We start from the raw sequence: 19,719 nt of genomic DNA on the forward strand, positions 1-19,719 counted from the left end.
GGGCGGCTCTTGAGAAACACGGAGCCGGATTTGGTCAAACTATGAAGAAGTCACTGATGTCGACGGTTGTGATCCTGGTGGCAATGGTCGGAACAGCAGCGCCCCAGGCGGTGGTGAACCCTTTTGAGAGCCCGGCGGGTCTGACGTCTCAGGGAAAGATCGACGACTTGGTTTTTAGCCGGTTGAAAGGAGCGGGTATTCAACCCGCCAATGCCTGTTCGGACGCCGTATTTGTCCGCCGCGCCTATCTGGACGTGATCGGCACGCTGCCCACCGCGGAGGAGGCGCGAGCATTTCTATCGGATCAGGATCCGAACAAACGCGGCGCCCTGATCGATCGCCTGCTGGAGCGGGACGAGTTTGCGGATTACTGGGCAATGAAGTGGAGCGATCTACTGCGTGTGAAGTCGGAGTTCCCGATCAATTTGTGGCCCAATGCGGTTCAGGGATACTATCGCTGGATTCGAACTTCCCTGAAGGAGAACCTCCCGTACGACAGGTTTGCTCGGGAACTGCTCACGGCCAGCGGCAGCAATTTCCGCGTGCCCCAGGTCAACTTCTACCGGGCCGTCCAGAGCCGCGAACCGCAGGCTATTGCGCAGGCCGTGGCGTTGACCTTTATGGGGGTGCGCGCAGAAAACTGGCCGAAAGACCGTCTGTCAGGCATGGCGGCATTTTTCTCTAAGATCGGTTACAAATACACCGGGGAATGGAAGGAGGAGATCGTCTCATTCGATCTCGGCAAGGCCGCATCGGGGGCTGCCGCCGCCGTGTCGCCGGCAGCCGTTTTCCCGGATGGCAAGCCGGCTCGCCTGTCCCCAAACCAGGATCCACGTGAGGTGTTTGCCAACTGGCTTGTCAGTCCGGAGAATCCATATTTCGCACGTAACGTCGTGAACCGCGTATGGTCCTGGCTGCTGGGGCGCGGCATTGTTCATGAGCCGGACGACATCCGGCCGGACAATCCACCCAGCAATCCCGAACTGCTGGCCTTTCTCGAGCGGGAGTTGGTGTCTGCCCACTACGATCTGAAGCACATCTACCGCTTGATTCTAAACTCGCAGGTGTATCAGCTCTCCTCTATTCCCAGGACCGATCGTCCCGAGGGCGCAGCCGACTTCGCATATTACCCGCTGCGCCGGCTGGATGCAGAAGTGCTGATCGACGCCATCTGCCAGATCACCGGCACGACCGAACAGTATGCCAGCCCGATTCCCGAGCCGTTTACCTTGATCCCGGAAGACCAGCGCTCGATCGCGCTGGCGGACGCGAGCATCACCAGTTCCTTCCTCGAGATGTTCGGCCGCTCGCCGCGGGACACCGGCCTGGAATCGGAGCGGAACAACCGGCCCACGGCCGAACAAAAACTGCACCTCCTGAATTCGAGTCATATCCAGCTCAAGATTCAGCAGAGCAGCAAGCTCAGGTCGCTGGTCCAGCCCGGAGCCAACCCGCGAGGACCAGCGGATTCGATTTACCTGACCATCCTCTCGCGTTTCCCCACGGATGAGGAGTTAAAGGTCATAGGGGCGTATTTCCAGCCTGTCACGGGCAACAGGTGGCCGGCGATCGTGGATCTGGTCTGGGCGCTGATCAACAGCCCGGAGTTTCTCTACCGGCATTAGAACAAAGCGGAAGCATTCCGGGAAGGCGGACTAATGACCACAGGAAAAGGTCCAAAGGAGGATCTGATTCCGGGCATCTTCGGTATGCCCATTTCCAGGCGCGAAGCGTTGCGCCGCAGTCTTTTCGGCGCAGCCGGATTTGTGCTGGCCGGCAGCCCCGGCCTGTGTGCGCAGTCCGCCGCGCCCCCTGCCAAAGCTAAGTCGATCATCCAAATCTGGATGTGGGGCGGTCCGTCGCACCTGGACACCTTCGATCCGAAACCGGACGCGGGCTACGACTATTGCGGCCCGTTGAACAAGCCCATCCCGACCAACGTGAATGGAATCATCATCGGCGAGTTACTCCCCTTGCTCGCTCAACAGGCCGACAAATATTCCATAATCCGCAGCATGACACACGGCATCAACGCTCATGAAACGGCCTCCTATATGGTTCAGACCGGGAGGAAGCCCGGCGAACGGCTGGTTTACCCCTCCGTCGGCGCGGTAGTCTCACTGTTCAAAGGCTATAACGCCGGATACCGCGGATTGATCCCGCCCTACATCGTGCTGACCCAGCCCCAAGGGCGCTTTGATGAGGCGGGATTTCTGGGGCAGCGCTACAAACCCTTTGCTACCGGGGGCGACCCGGCACAGGCGCGGTTCGCCGTGGAAGGCATCGTCGCCCAAGGCGTCTCCGACCAGCGTCAGCAGGACCGGCGCGCGTTGCTCCACAAGCTGGATACGCTCGGGAAGGTCATGAAAGATGATGCCTCGTTGAAGGCTCTCAATCAGGCCGAACAACAGGCATATGAACTGATCCTGGGCGACGCGGGCAAGGTATTCGACCTCGCGCAGGAAAAGGACGAGATGAAAGAGCGTTATGGCCGCAACACGTTCGGGCAATCCTGCCTGGTGGCGCGGCGGCTGGTGGAGCGCGGCGTCCCTTACATCACCATCAATTATCAGGGGTGGGATACCCACAGACAGCATTTCCAGATTATGCGTCAGAGATTGCCGCAAATGGACAAAGGCATGGCAACCCTGCTCCAGGACTTGTCGGAACGCGGCCTGCTCGACAGCACGATCCTCTGGTGGAGCGGTGAATTCGGCAGAACGCCCAGAGTCCAGTGGGAAGCGCCCTGGAACGGCGGGCGCGGCCATTACGGCCAGGTCTTCTCCGCCGTGGTGGCCGGCGGCGGATTCAAGGGCGGTCGCGTGGTCGGGGCATCGGATGCCAGGGGTGAAGAAGTGAAAGAACGCCCGGTGTATCCATGCGATCTCATCGGCAGCATGTACGAGCTTCTCGGCATCGACCCCAACGCAAAGCTGCCTAATCCAGAGGGTCTCGATATCCACGTGACACCCACAGCCGCAGATGGCATAAGCATGGGCGGTCGCTTGAAGGAGATCATGTAATAGATGTTTTTTCGGCGTCCCGGCCGTCAGAGGCCCGCTTGACCGCCGATACGCCAAGACGCCGGAAGTTGTTTTTGGAAAGAGGCACTCTAGATGCAGTGGAGCATCCCATGAATCCACTCCGATGGCTCGTGACTTTGTGGCTGGCGGTTTTTCTGGCGGTCGTCCCGGCAGTGTGGGCACAGCAGAACGCCCCGCACCTTGCCTATGCCCTTCCCGCCGGCGGCCAGCAGGGCACCACGTTTCAGGTCAAGGTCGGAGGACAGTTTTTGCCCAACGTCACCGATGTGTATGTCTCAGGCGACGGTATCCAAGCCAAGGTGGTCGATTCCACCAGACCCATGAACGGGATGCAGGCAACGCAGTTGAGAGACCGGCTGCAGGAGCTCCAGAAACAGCCGATGGATGCTGCGGTCCAGAAGGAAATCACTGATATCAGGACAAAGCTCCTCATCTTCAATGCCAGCAGAAACGTCGGTCCCGTCCTGGCAGAAACCGCTACGCTAGAGGTAACGATCGCTCCTGACGCAGAGCTCGGCAAGCGCGAGTTGAGGCTGGGAACGCCGCAAGGATTGTCGAATCCGCTCGTCTTCTGCGTCGGCCAATTTCCCGAATTCAACGAAAAGGAATCGATCAACGTCGGCGTGCCGCCGGGCGCGAATGCAAATCAACCGGGCGCAATGCAGCCGCAAATCAGCCAGGAACCAACTGACATGGGCATTACGCTGCCGGCCACCATAAACGGACGGATCAAGCCCCGTCTGGCTCGGCCTCAGATCCCGGCGCGCCCGAATCCGCAGTTCACCCAGGGCGACGCGGACCGATATCGGTTCCAGGCGCGGAAGGGCCAGCAGCTGGTCATCGCCGTCAGCGCGCGCGAGTTGATTCCGTACCTCGCCGATGCAGTTCCCGGGTGGTTCCAGGCCACCATCGCACTTTATGACGCTGTCGGGAAAGAGCTGGCATATGATGACGACTATCGCTTTCATCCGGATCCCGTCCTCCATTATGAAATCCCCAAGGACGGCGAATACGTGATCGAGATCAAGGACGCCCTTTACCGCGGTCGCGAAGATTTCGTGTATCGCATCACCCTGGGTGAGCTGCCTTTTGTAACGAGTATCTTCCCTATGGGCGGCCCTGCCGGCACCCCGACCAAGGTTGAGATTCGCGGCTGGAATCTTCCGGTGAATAAACTGGTCATGGGTGCCAAAGAAAAGGATCCGGGAATCTATCCGCTATCCGTGCGCAAGGAGAACCTGGTTTCCAACGCCGCACCTTATGCCGTGGATACGCTGCCGGAAAGTCTCGAAAAGGAACCGAACAACTCCGAGAAGAACGCGCAGCGGATCAAGCCGCCTGTCATCATGAACGGGCACATCGATCAGCCCGGTGACTGGGACGTGTTCAGTTTCGAAGGCCGTGCCGGCGAAGAAATCGTCGCCGAGGTTTATGCGCGCAGGCTCGATTCCCCTTTGGATTCCGTGCTCAAGCTGACCGATGCCACGGGCCGGCAACTGGCGTTCAACGATGATTTTGAGGACAAGGGATCGGGGTTGGAGACACATCACGCCGATTCCCTGATCATGGCGACTCTGCCGGCGAAGGGAACTTACTATTTGTATCTTGGTGATGCCCAGCAGAAGGGCGGCTCGGAGTATTCCTACCGCCTGCGCATCAGCGCGCCGCGGCCCGATTTCGATCTCCGGGTCACGCCGTCGGGCATCAACACCGCGGCCGGCATGAGCGTTCCCATCACCGTCTATGCGCTGCGCAAAGATGGATTTAACGGAGATATTGCGCTGGCTTTTTTAAAGAACGCACCGAGAGGATTCGTTCTGAGCGGGGGCCTGATACCGGCCGGCCAGGACCAGGTGCGGCTCACGCTGACGGTTCCGCAACAGCAGCCGCAGCGGGCACCCCTGACTCTGAACATGGAAGGCCGAGCGCTGATTCAGGGACATGAGGTTCGCCGCGAGGCGGTACCGGCTGAAGATATGATGCAGGCATTTGCCTACCGGCATCTCGTCCCCGTGAAAGACCTCAGGGTTGCGGTTACGAGGCGCAGTTTGTTCAGGAGCCCGGTAAGAATCCAGGGCGATACACCGCTGAAGATCACTGCCGGCGGCACCGTCAGGATTCCAGTTGAATTGCCGCCGATTCCGCCGAACGCTCTTATAGACAAGGTCCAGTTCGAGTTGAGCGAGCCGCCGGAGGGAATCGAACTCCGGCAGACGTCGCAGGCTCAGGAAAGCGCCGAGATCGTCCTGCAATGCGATGCGGCAAAAGCCAAGACCGGCTTGAAGGGAAACCTGATCATCAGCATCTCTGCCGAGAGAACGCCGCCCGCTGCAAACGGAAGGCCGCAGCCGAACAGGCAACGCGTCCCTCTGGGCACGCTACCGGCCATCCCTTTCGAAATCGTCAAACGCTAGGAGAAGCAGGGTCGGGACAGTCAACGCAGAAAAGTCAGACGCCGGGCGGTGCCAGCAGTGACCGCACCATCTCTCGAAACTCCTCCGGGGGCAGCAGCCGTTTCTCCCGAAGCGATCGCTCCTTGACTTCCGCAAGCAACGCCATCATCTGCTGCGGGGTCGCCTGTATCCCCATCTGATCGAGGAAAAACGCGATGCTGTCGATACCGCTTCCCTTGCCGAGCACGGCCCGCACCGGCGTGTTTCCGACCAGCTCCGGCCGGAACGGCGCCAGCTCCGTCGGGAACTCGGCCCCGCAATTGCGCAGCCAGCTCACAATGATGCCGCTCTCGATGTCAAACAGGTTCTCTCCGACAACGCAGCGATTGGCGGGCATGCGAACAGCGGCGAGCTGCTGCACCAGGCGCGACACCTGGACGAACTTGTCGGTCTTCAAGCCCAGATCGACGTCGTACATTGTCTTCATGGCCAGCGCCAGTTCCTCGTACGCGCAGTTGCCCGCGCGTTCGCCGATACCGGTGACCGAGGTATGGGCGACCTGACAGCCCGCTGCCATTGCCATAAGAGTGTTTGCCACGCCCATGCCGAAATCGTCGTGGAAGTGCACCTCGAAGGGTGTATCCGGGAAGACCTGGCGCATCCGCCGGACCAGATAAGGTACCGTGTGCGGGGCGAGGCCGCCGAAGGTGTCGACGATAGTGAGCGCATCCATGTGACCCTCAGAGGCCACGCGCTTCAGCATCGTGAGCACCCAATCAAGCGGCGCCCGGGAGAAGTCGATCGGAAAGAAGACGACGTAGAGCCCGTTGTCCCGGGCAAACCGGGTCGCCTCTATCGAGGTTGCGATCGCCTTGGCCGGCTCCCAACGGTAGGCGCGCTCAATGATGTGGGTCGAGCTTGGAACCTCCATGATGATGCCTTTGACGCCGGTGTCGAGCGAGCGCTTGACATCCTCGACCATACAACGCGCGAAGCTGAAGACCTGCGTCTTCGACTTCTCGAGGCGCCTCACGATTTCGCCGATCGCCTGCGCGTCCGACTTTGACACGACCGGCATGCCGGCCTCGAGCCGATGCATGCCGACCTCGGCAAGGGCTTCGGCAATCCGGATCTTGTCGTCCTTGGTGAAGATGATGCCGGCCTGCTGTTCTCCGTCGCGCAGCGTCACATCATGCAGACTTGGGTGGGGATCGAAGGTGATCCGGGCTCGAACATCATCGGCGAAATTCCAGGGGCTGGTAAACCACATATCGGTCTGCCATGGTTGGTGCATGTCGATTCTCCTCCACGTCAGCACGGGACGGCCGTTTCCAGGATGTTCCGTCAAACGGGACCTGGCTGAAGGCAGTACGCTTTTCCAACGATGTGCCAGAATATCATCGGACCGGGAGTAAATCATCCGGGATCATGACCGGCTCCGCCTGGGAGCAGGAAATCTGTAAACTGAGACAAAACCCCACTTCGTCGGCAGAATCTGGGGGATAATCGGGCTGCCCTGGGAGCCGAAGAATCAAGGTTGGGCTGTTCCGCGGAACATACTCTCTTTTTTACGGAGGGAGCAGATGAGAATACGATACGCGCTGGGCATTCATCTCGTCATGGCCACCTTTGCGATGGTTACCTGTACCGCCTGCTCGACGCCCAGGCAACCCACCCTGGGAGAGATCTGGCAGGTGTTGAAAGTCAAGGAATCCGTCGACCTGACGCACTCCTTCGAGCCCGGCATTCCTCACTGGCCGGGTTTTCCGGAGGAAAAAACCGAAACGCTGTTCTGGTACGACCCGGGCGTGGCGCCCGGATCCGGCTTCTATGCCCAGTACTTTTCTCACGTCGGCCAGTGGGGCACTCACGTAGACCCGCCGGCCCACTTCATCAAGGGGGCGCGCACACTAGATCAGATTGGGATCAAGGAAATGATCATGCCACTCGTCCTCCTCGACGTTCATGACAAAGTTGCCCGGGACCCGGACTACGTCTTGAAGATGGACGACGTGAGAACATGGGAGGCGCGGCACGGTCCAATTCCAGAGGACGCCTTTGTCGTGATGAGGACAGACTGGTCCAGGCGCTGGCCCGACATGGCCGCAATGTTAAACAAGGATGCCGGCGGGATCAGCCACTATCCCGGGTGGAGTCTGGAGGTGCTGCAGTACCTCTTTGAAACGAGAAAAATCAGAGCCTCGGGACACGAGACAACCGATACGGACCCGGGTATCGTCGCCAGCAAGGGCGAGTTTCCTCTGGAAACCTTTATCCTGAAGCATGATCGCTACCAGGTGGAGCTCCTCGACAGCCTCGAGCGCGTGCCCGAGGCAGGGGCCCTGGCTGTCGTGACTTTTCCCAAGCCAAAAAACGGCAGCGGCTTCCCGGCACGGGTTTTCGCGATTCTGCCTTGAGGGAAATCGGACCGGAGCACACCTCGCCCTACCGCTTCGTGGGCTGCTTCACGCGGGTCAGGTAGAATGTGCCGGCCTCAATCTTGCCGTTGTTGTCATAGCCCCAGGTTTCGTTGTGGTGGTCAGCATCGACGAAGGTGATGGCCAGCTGCCGCATGTAACCGTCGCCTTTCCGGATGTTCGTGCCATCCTTGAATTCGAAGACAACCTGGGTGGGCTGGCTCGACGACACTGCCCTGAGCCGGGGCTGGTTGTGGGCGGCGCAGTAGTGAGTGGCAAGCAGCTCCGCCTGATCCATGTGGAACATAGTGACCATTTCGTGTGGCGTGCCGGCATCCATCCAGTGCATCACGGCTGAACCGTCGGCAGTCATGCGCACGGAAATGTGCGTCGGCATCTTTTTGCCGCCTTCCATGGCATAGCCGTCCCACTCACCAACCAGCGACTTGATCTTCTCCCACTGTGGCGTGCTTGCAACCATAGAGCCGCTAGAGGCATGCTCTTGCGCAAGCACGAGAGATGCAGAGAGAGCCAGAATGGCAGTGAGGGCAAGTGCGGATTGTTTCATATTGGCCTCCGAAAAAATTTTGCCGCCGGAGGGATTCGATGTCAACAGGGAGCGCGGAAAATGGGGCGCCAATCTGTTTTAGCTGTTTTGAGCTCATTCTCCTGAAGGCAGACAGCTTCATCAGGTCCGACAGCGATTCCATACCGATTACAAAAGGTGGGGAGTTGGGGTAGAATGGCGGCCACTCACAAATGGGGGCCGGAGGGGTAGGGGTGCGCATCGGGCTGGACCGAAGGTCATTTTTGAAACTCTCGGGGGCCGCTGCCGGAAGCGTGGCAGCCACCGAGGTGTTCGGCCGCCTGGCACTCGATCAAATCATCCCCGATGAGATCAAGGAAGACGGCTCACGGATCATCTCCGTTGTCTGCAACAACAACTGCGGCGGGCGGTGTCAGCTCAAGGCGCACATCCAGAACGGCGTCGTGGTTCGGATCAGTACGGATGAGTCGCCCGATTCCGACAGCAAGCCGCAGCTCCGCGCTTGTCTCAAAGGCAGGGCCATGAGGAACCGTCTCTACCACCCGGACCGCCTCAAATACCCGATGAAACGAGTGGGCCGAAGAGGCGAAGGAAAATTCCAGCGGATTACATGGGATCAAGCAGTCGAGATCATCGCCGTCAATCTTAAAGGAATTCTGGACCGTCATGGGCCTTCGTCCGTTTACATCCAATACGGCACGGGCGACTGTGGAGCCATCACAGGCGTTGCCGGGGCGCGACGCCTGATGAACCTGCTCGGCGGCTACCTCGGATACTACAACAGTTACAGCTCGGCGTGCCTCCGATACACTGCGCCTTTCGTCACCGGCTACCGGGATACGAGTTCCTATCAGACCCTGCTTCACTCCAAGCTGATCGTTCTCAACGGCTTCAATCCGGCGGAGACCGTTTTTGAGACAAATTCCAATTACTACCTGGCCAAAGCCAGGGAGGCCGGGGCAAGAATCGTTGTCATTGATCCGCGCCTCACGGAGACGGCAGCGACGTTCGCAGACGAATGGCTGCCGCTGAAACCGACCACGGACGCCGCACTATTCATCGCCATGGCTCACGTGATCATTGCCGAAAATCTGCTCGATCGGACTTTTCTCGACAGGTACTGCATCGGCTTCGACGAACAACACATGCCCTCGGGCGTCCCCGAAGGCCAATCATTCAAGAGTTACGTGCTCGGATTCGTCGATCAAACGCCGAAGACTCCGGAATGGGCTGCCCCCATCACCGGCATCGACGCCCATACGATTCGGAATCTGGCAAGGGAGTACGCAACGGCCAAGCCCGCACAGTTGCTGCAGGGATTGGGGCCGCAGCGCCATGCCTGCGGCGAGCAGTCCGTTCGTGCGGGAATTGTCCTGGCGTGCATGACGGGCAACCTCGGCGTTCTCGGCGGTGGTTGGGGAGGAGGTGAGGGAGGCAGAGTATTCGGTCTCGGCGTCGGAGAACTGCCCACCGGTACCAATGGCGTTAAAGCCAAAATCCCGGTGTTTCTATGGACCGATGCCGTCGTGCGCGGCACGGAAATGACGGCGGAAGACGGTGTAACGGGAGGCCCGTTGCTCAGCAACATAAAGTTCATCTTCAATCTGGCCAGCAACACGCTCGTCAACCAGCACGCCGACATCAATCGGACGATCAGGATTCTCCAGGACGAGAACCTCGTCGAGTGCATCGTCGTGTCCGATCATTTCATGACTCCCAGCGCCAGGTTTGCCGATGTCCTCCTGCCGGCCGACAATTCGCTGGAGCGCAGCGATATCGGTTTCCCCTGGTCGGGCGAGAAATATATCGTCTTCGGCAACAGGGTTGTCGAGCCCCCGTTTGAGTGCAAACATGATTACTGGTGGCTCAGCCGGGTCGCAGAAAAACTGGGCGTCGGGGAAAAGTTCCAGCAAGGCAAAACCCAGGAAGACTGGCTGAAGCAGATCATCGACGATGCGAGAAAAACAAATCCGTCGTTCCCCGGCTACGACGAACTGAAAAAGACAGGGCTCTATCGCGAACCGCCGCAGGCATATGTCGCCTTTGAGAAGGAGATCAAGGATCCTGACAGGAATCCTTTCAGGACGCCCTCGGGAAAAATCGAGATCTTTTCGAAGACGCTCTACGACATGGCCAGGCCCGACATTCCGGGCGTTCCCAAGTATATTCCCGCATGGGAGGGGCCGGAAGATTCCCTGATACGGAAGTTTCCTCTGCAGTGCATCGGCCCTCATTACAAGAGGCGGACACATTCCACTTTTGACGAGAATTCCTGGATGGAAGAGGCAGATCCCCAGGTGATGTGGATCAGCCCTCAGGACGCGGGCACTCGGGGAATAGCGGACGGCGCAAAGGTCAAAGTATTCAATGACCGCGGGGCTTTGCTGATCAGGGCCCATGTGACCAGGCGCGTCCGTCCGGGCGTCATCTCCATCCCGCAAGGCGCCTGGTACACGCCGGACAAGAACGGCGTGTGCCGGAGGGGCTGCATCAACGTCCTCACGAGTCAGAGACCGACTCCTCTCGCTCACGGCAATGCCCAGCACACGATTCTGGTGGAAGTTCAAATGATTGAGGGAGGGTCGGGTGGTTAACAGTCAGATCGCATTTTTCGTGGATGCCACCCAATGCATCAATTGCAGGACGTGTGAAATCGCCTGCAAGGATTTCAATGATTCTGCAGTCGGCCGGAGAATCCGCAGGGTGCGTACCTTCGAGGGCGGGGAGTTTCCAAAGATATTCGCCTACAACATCTCCATGTCCTGCAATCATTGCGAGGACCCGATCTGTGTCAAAATCTGCCCGGCCGGGGCTTATGCGAAGCGGGCGAGCGACGGAATTGTCGTGCACGATCCCGAGCGCTGCATCGGCTGCCGCTATTGCACCTGGCTGTGCCCTTACGGCGCACCCCAGTATGATGCCAACGAGGGCAGGGTCCGGAAATGCAACCTGTGCATCGACCAGCTTGAACGAGGAAAGAGTCCTGTATGCGTGGCGGCATGTCCCATGCGTGCCATCGAAATCGGCCGCCTCGCCGAGATTGCCGCACGGCCGGGTGTGGCCGTCACAATTCGAAATCTCCCCTCCCCTGATCTGACGCGGCCTGCTTGCAGGTACAAGGTGAGGGCGGAGGCGTTAGGAGCGTGAGGGGCGAGAGCATGACGGAATGGCCGTTGGTTGTTTTTACGATCGCGATCCAGCTTGCCGGCGGGCTCGTGTTGGCTGCAACCCTGTTCGACCGGACCGCTCCCCAGTCCGACGCCGTCATGCGCCCGTTAGGAATGGCGATATTCCCGCTGGCCATGCTGGGTCTGCTGGCATCTCTGCTTCACTTGGGCCGCCCCCTCGCCGCCTGGAAGTCGCTCCTCAACCTGGGCAGTTCGAGACTCAGCCTCGAGGTCCTCTTGACGCTTTTGTTCGTCCTGGGGGCCCTCATCTACAGCCATGCCTGGTGGGCACACAAAGCCGAGCATCGGTTCGCCCTCGGTATTGTGACCAGTCTCCTCGCCCTGGCGGCGGTCGCTTCCAGCTCGGTGATTTATCTTTTCCCGACGCAGCCGGCCTGGAACTCCGGATGGGTTCCTGTTTCTTTTCTCGGGACGGCATTGCTCCTCGGGGGATGCGCGGCGTCTGTTCTAGTGAACCCTCAGGGCCCCAGGTCTCTGCTTCGATGCTTTCTGGCCGGAGGGATCACCGGGAGTCTCCTGCTGTTCCTGTCCGCGATGTGGATGATCGCGAATCTGTCCCGCACGTCCCTGGACGATTTTGGGTCAGCTCGGCTTCAAGGAGCGTTGCACCTTGTCACTTCCCGGTATCCCCTCTGGCTCGGGCTTCACCTGTTGCTCGCGGGGGTGGTCCCCATTGCCTTCGCCTCCCTGCTCTGGAACGGAAGGAACTATGCCGAATCTTCAGGATCTTCCTGGATTCGAGTTCTCTTCTTCCTCGCAGCATTTCTGGGAGCAGTCATCGGCCGGCGGCTCATGTATCTGCTCGGCGTTTCCCTCCCCCAGTTCTGACCCACCCTGTGACGAAACCCACGAGAGTCACCAACCCGTTCGCTGGTCTCTTGCGTGTTCCATGGTCCGGATTCCTGATGCTTTCCGCCTCAACCGCTGGTATCCTGCATCTACCGAGAATCGAAAAACCGATCATCTATCAATCGAGAGCTTGCTATGCGAAAACCTCTGCTCCTTCTTGCATACCTTTTTGCATTTTTTTCTTTGTCCACCATATTGATTCCGGCAGATGCTCCTGTTCCTCCGGAGATTGAAAACGAGCAGATGCTGGGTGTCAACAAACAGCCTTACCATGCCACCCTCATGCCGTACGCCAGCCGCACCGAAGCCCTTGCTGCCAATCGCCGCGCCTCATCCTGGAACCGCAGCTTGAACGGCCAGTGGAAGTTCAACTGAGTATCGCGCCCCGAACGGCGGCCGGTCGATTTTTTCAAGCAGGCCTTCGACGTGAGTCCCTGGAAAGAAATCCCGGTCCCGTCCAACTGGCAGGTGTTCGGTTACGGCACGCCGTATTACCGAAACGCCGGCTACACCATTCAGAGGGACTGGCCGAGGGTCATGAGCGAGCCGCCGAAGAACTACACCGCTTACGAAGAGCGGAACCCCGTCGGCAGCTATCGGCGTGACTTTGACGTGCCCGCAAACTGGAGTGGGCGCCGCACCTTCGTGACGTTCGACGGCGTGGATTCGGCCTTCTTTCTCTGGATCAACGGCCAGCAGGTCGGGTTCAGCGTCAACAGCCGCAATGCGGCAGAATTCGACATCACCCCCTGGGTCAAGCCCGGCAAGAACATGATTGCCGTGGAGGTCTACCGGTACAGCGCCGGCACGTACCTCGAAGATCAGGATATGTACCGCCTCAGCGGCATCTTCCGGAATGTGACGCTCTGGAGCGCCCCGCAGGTTCACATCCGCGATTTCTTCATCAAGACCGACCTCGACACTCAATATCGCGATGCGACCCTCCTGGTCTCCGGGAAAATCCGCAATTTCTCCGACCAGCCCGCCAGGCCCCGCAAATTGACGGTTGATTTGGCCACTCGTGACGGCCGTCGCGTGCAAGGGGCGATCGCCACTGTCGATGTTCCTGCCCTCAACGCGGGCGAAGAAAAGAACGTCTCCGTTTCCATCCCGGTTGCGAATCCCGCCAAGTGGACTGCAGAAACGCCTGATTTGTATACGACCGTCCTCACCCTGAGCGGCGAAGATGGCGGCGAGATCCTCTCCGCACGAACCGGCTTCCGAAAGATTGAAATCAAGGGCGCACGGTTCACGATCAATGGCGTCCCGGTAAAACTCAAAGGCGCCAACCGGCATGAGATGTGGCCGGATACCGGCCATTACGTGTCCGAAGAGAGAATGATCCGGGACCTGGAACTGCTCAAACAGGTCAACGCCAATCACGTGCGCACTTCCCACTACTCCGACGATCCCCGCTGGTATGAGCTCTGCGATGAGTACGGCATCTACCTCGTTGCCGAGGCCAATGTCGAGTCTCACGGCTACATGGGAGTGCTCGATCGCGAGCCTCGCTGGGAAAAAGCGATCGTCGACCGCAACGTGGCCAACGTCGAGAACTTCAAGAACCATGCATCCGTCATTATCTGGTCGCTGGGCAACGAAAACGGCAGCGGCAGCAACTTCGTCGCTGCTCTGAAAGCAATCAAAGCCATCGATCCGGACCGGCCGGCCCATTACGAACCCTTCCGGGGCAGGGACATTCCCACCGACATCGAAAGCCGCATGTACACTTCCGTCGCCGATGTGGAGAATGCGGCGAAGGATCCGAACCGCACCAAGCCCTTCTACCTCTGCGAATATGTACACGCCATGAACAACTCCATGGGTGCCATCGGCGAGTACAACGATCTCTTCGATCAATATCCTAGCCTGATGGGTGGCGCCATTTGGGAATGGGAAGACCAGGGTCTCTGGAATCGTCGCGATCCGAGCCATCCCTATATCGCATACGGCGGCGGGTTTGGTGAAGTCCCCAACGATCACTATTTCATTCACAAGGGTGTGGTTTTTTCGGACCGCGCGCCCAAGCCGCACTACCCGGAAGTGAAGCGCACCTATCAGTGGATTGGCTTTGAAGCGGACGACCTCGCCGCCGGCAGAATTAGAATCCGCAACAAGTACGCCTTCACAAACCTGGATCTGTTTTCCGGCAGCTGGGCCCTCAACGAAGACGGCGTTGTCATCGACCGTGGTTCTGTCGGCAAGTTGAGCGTGGCGCCCGGCGCCGATACGCTCGTCACTGTTGCTCACAAGAAGATCACTCCCAAACCCGGCGCTGAATACTTCCTCCAGATCTCGTTTGCCCTGGCGAAAAATGAAATCTGGGCGCAAGCAGGTTACGAAATTGCATCCGCTCAATTCAAATTGCCGGTCGCGGCTCCCGCAGTCGTCTCCAATCTGTCCAGCATGAAACCGTTGACCCTGGCGCAGGATGGCAGCGAGATCAGGGTGTCCGGGGATGGTTTCGGCGTACTCTTCGACAAGGGCGAAGGTGACATCACCGGGCTGGTGCGGGACGGCGTCGAGTTGTTCCTGCGCGGCGGCGGCCCCAGGATGCATCTCTGGCGTGCACCTCACCGCAACGATGATGACTGGGCGGAGAGGGACTGGAAGATGTACGGCATCGAAACTCTGCAACCAAAGGTCATCAGCTTCAAGGTCGAGCAAACCGGGCCCGCCGTCGTCCGCGTGGAGTCGGTGATCCAGGCCGAGGGACACATCGGCTGGTCCGTCACTCACTCCGCGGTCTACACGGTCTATGGTGACGGTTCGATTGTCGTTGATAACGCTCTCCAGCCGCAGGGCCGCCGCGTCCCGCTCGCCCGTCTCGGCGTCCGCCTGCTGATGGACAGGCGTTTCGATCAGTTCATGTATCTGGGCCGCGGCCCGATGGAGAACTACGCCGATCGCAAACGGGGCTCTGACATCGGCCTCTACTCGAGCACCGTCAGGGAGCAACTCACCGCCTATGCAAAGCCGATGGAATGCGGCAACCACGAGGACGTGCGCTGGGCGGCACTCACGGGCTCGAAACTTCCCGGGCTTCTGGTCCAGAGCGGCAGCGCCCCAATGCAGATTTCGGCGCTCCCCTACAGGGATGAAGAACTTGTTCCCCCCGAGTATTCCGTGGATCTGCCGGCAAGCTCCGCCACGGTTGTCACTCTCAGTGCCCGAACCCTCGGTGTCGGCAGTGCCAGTTGCGGACCCCGGCCGCTCGACCCGTACATCGCCTGGTCGGACCCAATCGTCTTCTCCTACACCTTGCGCGTGTTGCCGGCAGCCCAGCGTGATCTCGCGGCGCGGGGACGAACCGCAGCACCGCAGGAGCGGGTGAAACCCGTCCTGGGCCTGCGCGACAGCCACGGCAAGGTCACGCTCACATGCGATACTCCCGGAGTCAAGGTCGAATATGCCACCGATGGAGGTTCCTGGCAGCCGTACGGCGTTCCCTTCGAGTTCAAGAAGGCGGGAACCGTGTCGCTGCGTGCCGCCGCCGCGGGCGCTGCCTCTTACACAGGAGCCGTGGTCTTCGGCGCCTACGATCAACGTCTAAGCTGGAAAGTCGTCTCTTCGAGCAGCTTCCAACGTTCCGAAGGTGATCCCGCGAACGTCCTCGATGGAGCCGGCGAAACCTATTGGATTTCCCGCTGGCGCGGCAGTGCCGCCCCTCCGCCCCACAACATCGTGCTCGATTTTGGAGAGACGCTCAACGTCGCCTCCGTCCTCTACACAGGCCGTGCCGGGAATCCCGGCGGACGCGTGAAGGATTATGAGATCTACCTGAGCGGCGACGGAAAGGATTGGGGCGATCCTGTTTCTAAAGGGACTCTGTCCATGGAACCTTTGCATCAGACCATCGCCTTCGCTCATCCGGTCAAGGGCCGCTACCTCAAGTTCGCGGTTCTCAGTGAGCACACGGATGGCAGGATGGCTGCGATCGCCGAGCTGGACGTTGGCCTGGCCAAGTAAGACTTGGATTCGGGCTTGGGTTTGGAACAAGCCTCGAACCCCGCGGAAACCTCTCCAGATTTCCGTGGGTTTCGAGGTTATGAAGAGCTCGGCTCCGATTTGCCGATTTTGATGATTCTTTACACGACCGGTGGTATCCTTTCCCAACCTGGAAAAGACAAACTACTCTCCGAAACACATTCAAATATGAAAGGATGGAGCGATGAAGGCACGACATTCCCACCTTCTCCAATCCCTCGTGTTTATGGCCGCCTGCCTGACTCTGGCGGGTGTCCTCCTCGGGCAAGGCCGTGGAGGCGGGGCTTTTCAAGGGCCGCCGCCCAATGTCTCGACTGACCCCCTGCTCCGGGGATTCAACTTCCGGTCGATCGGCCCTGCCACCATGATGGGTCGCGTCGACGATATTGAAGGCGCCGAGAAGGACCCGATGATCATGTACGTCGGTTTCGCCACCGGCGGTCTCTGGAAATCCACTGACGGCGGCATTCACTGGCGCTCGCTTTTCAACGAGATGCCGAACGAGTCGATTGGCGATATCGCCATCGCGGCCAGTGACCCGAACGTCGTTTACGTGGGCATGGGCGAAGCGAACAATCGCCAGAGCTCATCGATCGGGGACGGCGTGTGGGGCACGAGGGACGGCGGCCAGACCTGGCAGCACCTCGGCCTCGAAGACACCCAGTCGATCGGCCGTGTGGCCGTAGATCCCACCAATCCCGACATCGTCTTCGTCGCCGCCCTCGGGCATCTATTCGGCCCAAACGAAGAACGCGGTCTCTACAAATCCGTTGACGGCGGCAAGACCTGGAAGAAAGCGAAGTACATCGATGCCGACACCGGTTTCACCGACCTGGCGATCGATCCGTCGAATCCCAAAACCATTTATGCCGCCTCGTATCAGCGCCGGCGCACCTGGTGGGGATTCAACGGAGGCGGCCCCGGCAGCGGACTGTGGAAGTCGACGGACGGCGGCGACACGTGGACGAAGATCACCGGCAACGGCTGGCCTGCGCCCAAAGACGGCATCATAGGCCGCATCGCCATCGCAATCTGCAAGGCGAAACCCAACGTTGTTTATGCGCAAGTTCAAGCCGGCGCGAGTGGAGGCACAGGCGCTGGCACCGCTGCCGATGGCGGACCGTCGCGTGGCGGCGGAGGCGGCGGGGGCGGCGGTCGTGGCAGCAGCAATGCTCCTCCCGATCCGAACGGAAATGGCGTATTTCGCTCGGATGATGGCGGCAAGACCTGGACCATCATGAGCAACCAGAATCAGCGCCCGATGTACTTCAGCCAGATTCGGGTCGACCCGGTCAACGACCAGAAAGTGTTCGTGGGCGGCAACCCGGGGCAGATCTCACTCGATGGCGGCAAAACCTGGCAGAGACTGGTCGGCTCGCACGCGGACTATCACGCGATCTGGATCAATCCGAAGGATCCGCGCATCGTCGCGACCGGCCATGACGGCGGTCTCGACATCAGCAACGACGGCGGACTCACGGGGGACTATCACAACGACGTCGCGGTGGGACAGTTCTACCAGGTGTCGACCGACATGCGACGGCCCTACTACGTGTGCGGAGGCTTGCAGGACAACAACGCCTGGTGCGGGCCGAGCGCGCTGCGCTCGAATACCGGCCCTGTCAACTCCGACTGGTACACGGTGGCCGGGGGCGACGGCTTCTATACCCGGCAGGATCCCACCGACTGGGCGATCGTCTACGCCGAATCGCAGAACGGCAACATGAGCCGCCACGATTTGCGCCAGGGCACACAAAAGAGCATCCGACCGAATGTCGGCGGCGGACGCGGAGGCGGCGCGGCAGCGACCGAAACCGAAACTCCGACGGTTCCTCAAGGCGGCGGTGGACGCGGCGGCGGTGTCGGAAACATCATCAATCCGCCGGCAAATCCTGACGCATTCCGCTTTTACTGGAACGCGCCGTTCGAAATCTCGCCGCACAATCCGGCAGTCATCTACATGGCGGCTCAGTACTTCTTCAAATCGACCAATCGCGGCGATACCTGGTGGATGAACCCGAAGGACCTCACCAAGAACTTCGACAGGTTTTCGACCCCGATCATGGGTGTTGCGGGCAACGCGCCCATGGCGGAAAAGCATGACGGCAACTCGTCCAATTCCCTCGTCACCCAGATCCGCGAATCACCGTCGAAACCGGGCGTGATTTGGATCGGAACCGACGATGGCATGTTGCAGATCAGCACGGACGGCGGCGTGAACTTTGCAGACGTCTACAACAACATCAGGGGCGTGCCCAAGGGTTACGTGCAGATCTCGCGCATCGAGCCGTCCCACTTCGATCCGGGCACGGCGTACGTCGCGCTCGACAATCACCGCAACGACGACTGGAAACCGTATCTTTTCAAGACGGCCGATTACGGCAAGACGTGGACGAACGTCACCGCCAATCTGCCCGCCAAAGGCAACGTCAATGCGCTGCGGGAGGACTACGACAACCCGAATCTGCTCTTCGTCGGGACGGAGTTCGGCCTCTTCGTATCGGTCGATGGCGGCAGAGACTGGAAGAAGTTCATGAGCGGCATGCCCAATGTAAGAGTGGACGATATCCTGATTCACCCGCGTGACCGCGATCTCATCATCGGCACCCACGGACGATCGATCTGGATCGCCGACGACATCACACCGCTCGAACAGCTCGCGCAGACCAGCAACTCGAGCCTGGTGCTCTTCGATCCCCGGCCGGCGATTCAGTGGAAGACCGATCCGCAGGCGCAGCGCCACCCGACCAACCGGGACTTCAGCGGCCAGAATCCGCCGCGTGGTACCGCGCTGAGTTTCTGGGCGAAGGCCGATCTGGGTGACGCGAAGATCGAAATCCTCCAAGGCGGGCAAGTCATCCGCACGATCGACACGACGGTAAGAGCCGGGATGAACCGCACACAATGGGACATGTTCCCCGACACGCCGGCCGGTGACGCCGGCGGGCGTGGCCGCGGCGGAGCCCAGGCGGCTCCAGTTGCCGGTGGTGCAGCGGGCGCAGCCGGGCAAGCTCAAGTTGCAGCGGGCGCTGCTGCGGTTGCCGGCGCCGGCCGCGGGGGTCGGGGCGGGGGCGGCCGCGGGGGCGGCGGGGGCGCGAGCCCGGTCCAGCCGGGGGCCTACATGGTCCGGCTGATCGTTGGCGGTCAGACGCTTACCACCTCAGTGGTCGTCCTGGAGGACATCTGGATGGGGAAGAACTAGTCTCTCTGAGTCTTGGCAGTCAGCGTCCGACCTGACTTATAAGACTCGAAGGCTCTACCAGCCGATTTTGGAAAGATCTCATCGGAGACAGA

General features: G+C 59.9%; 11 protein-coding genes and 1 pseudogene. 10 read left to right on the top strand and 2 right to left on the bottom strand.

All coding sequences use genetic code 11. The features are described 5' to 3' along the window. Positions 1 to 41 precede the first annotated feature (41 nt). From LAP85_08040 to LAP85_08050, 3 genes are all read left to right on the top strand, one after another. Positions 42 to 1,625, top strand: a complete 1,584-nt coding sequence (locus tag LAP85_08040; protein ID MBZ5496338.1) for a DUF1549 and DUF1553 domain-containing protein — start codon at positions 42 to 44, stop codon at positions 1,623 to 1,625. 33 nt (positions 1,626 to 1,658) lie between these two features. Next, on the top strand, positions 1,659 to 3,023 hold the full coding sequence (locus LAP85_08045) for a DUF1501 domain-containing protein (protein ID MBZ5496339.1): 1,365 nt from the start codon (positions 1,659 to 1,661) through the stop codon (positions 3,021 to 3,023). A gap of 110 nt (positions 3,024 to 3,133) precedes the next feature. Continuing rightward, on the top strand, positions 3,134 to 5,458 hold the full coding sequence (locus LAP85_08050; GenBank protein MBZ5496340.1) for a hypothetical protein: 2,325 nt from the start codon (positions 3,134 to 3,136) through the stop codon (positions 5,456 to 5,458). 34 nt (positions 5,459 to 5,492) lie between these two features. Here LAP85_08050 and LAP85_08055 read toward each other — a convergent pair whose 3' ends face one another. Further along, on the bottom strand, positions 5,493 to 6,731 hold the full coding sequence (locus LAP85_08055) for a pyruvate carboxyltransferase (protein ID MBZ5496341.1): 1,239 nt from the start codon (positions 6,729 to 6,731) through the stop codon (positions 5,493 to 5,495). A gap of 289 nt (positions 6,732 to 7,020) precedes the next feature. Here LAP85_08055 and LAP85_08060 point away from each other — a divergent pair, with 289 nt between their 5' ends. Next, positions 7,021 to 7,854 carry a cyclase family protein gene (locus LAP85_08060; protein MBZ5496342.1) on the top strand — a complete coding sequence of 278 codons (834 nt, stop codon included), beginning with the start codon at positions 7,021 to 7,023 and terminating at the stop codon, positions 7,852 to 7,854. Between the two features lie 28 nt (positions 7,855 to 7,882). Here LAP85_08060 and LAP85_08065 read toward each other — a convergent pair whose 3' ends face one another. Then, on the bottom strand, positions 7,883 to 8,422 hold the full coding sequence (locus tag LAP85_08065) for a hypothetical protein (protein MBZ5496343.1): 540 nt from the start codon (positions 8,420 to 8,422) through the stop codon (positions 7,883 to 7,885). A 191-nt stretch (positions 8,423 to 8,613) separates the two neighbouring features. Here LAP85_08065 and LAP85_08070 point away from each other — a divergent pair, with 191 nt between their 5' ends. The 6 genes and pseudogenes from LAP85_08070 to LAP85_08095 all read left to right on the top strand — a co-directional run bounded on the left by LAP85_08070 (position 8,614) and on the right by LAP85_08095 (position 19,627). Then, positions 8,614 to 10,995 carry a molybdopterin-dependent oxidoreductase gene (locus tag LAP85_08070; GenBank protein ID MBZ5496344.1) on the top strand — a complete coding sequence of 794 codons (2,382 nt, stop codon included), beginning with the start codon at positions 8,614 to 8,616 and terminating at the stop codon, positions 10,993 to 10,995. Next, on the top strand, positions 10,988 to 11,548 hold the full coding sequence (locus LAP85_08075; GenBank protein ID MBZ5496345.1) for a 4Fe-4S dicluster domain-containing protein: 561 nt from the start codon (positions 10,988 to 10,990) through the stop codon (positions 11,546 to 11,548). Before LAP85_08070 ends, LAP85_08075 begins: the two co-directional genes overlap by 8 nt. A gap of 11 nt (positions 11,549 to 11,559) precedes the next feature. Beyond that, positions 11,560 to 12,417: a dimethyl sulfoxide reductase anchor subunit gene (locus LAP85_08080; protein MBZ5496346.1), complete on the top strand. Its 858-nt coding sequence runs from the start codon at positions 11,560 to 11,562 to the stop codon at positions 12,415 to 12,417. Between the two features lie 156 nt (positions 12,418 to 12,573). Beyond that, positions 12,574 to 15,708: pseudogene (locus LAP85_08085) on the top strand (DUF4981 domain-containing protein). Between the two features lie 204 nt (positions 15,709 to 15,912). Further along, positions 15,913 to 16,407 carry a discoidin domain-containing protein gene (locus LAP85_08090; GenBank protein ID MBZ5496347.1) on the top strand — a complete coding sequence of 165 codons (495 nt, stop codon included), beginning with the start codon at positions 15,913 to 15,915 and terminating at the stop codon, positions 16,405 to 16,407. Between the two features lie 202 nt (positions 16,408 to 16,609). Beyond that, positions 16,610 to 19,627: a hypothetical protein gene (locus LAP85_08095; GenBank protein ID MBZ5496348.1), complete on the top strand. Its 3,018-nt coding sequence runs from the start codon at positions 16,610 to 16,612 to the stop codon at positions 19,625 to 19,627. Positions 19,628 to 19,719 lie beyond the last annotated feature (92 nt).

The organism is Terriglobia bacterium (assembly GCA_020072565.1).
Lineage (GTDB): Bacteria > Acidobacteriota > UBA6911 > UBA6911 > UBA6911 > JAFNAG01.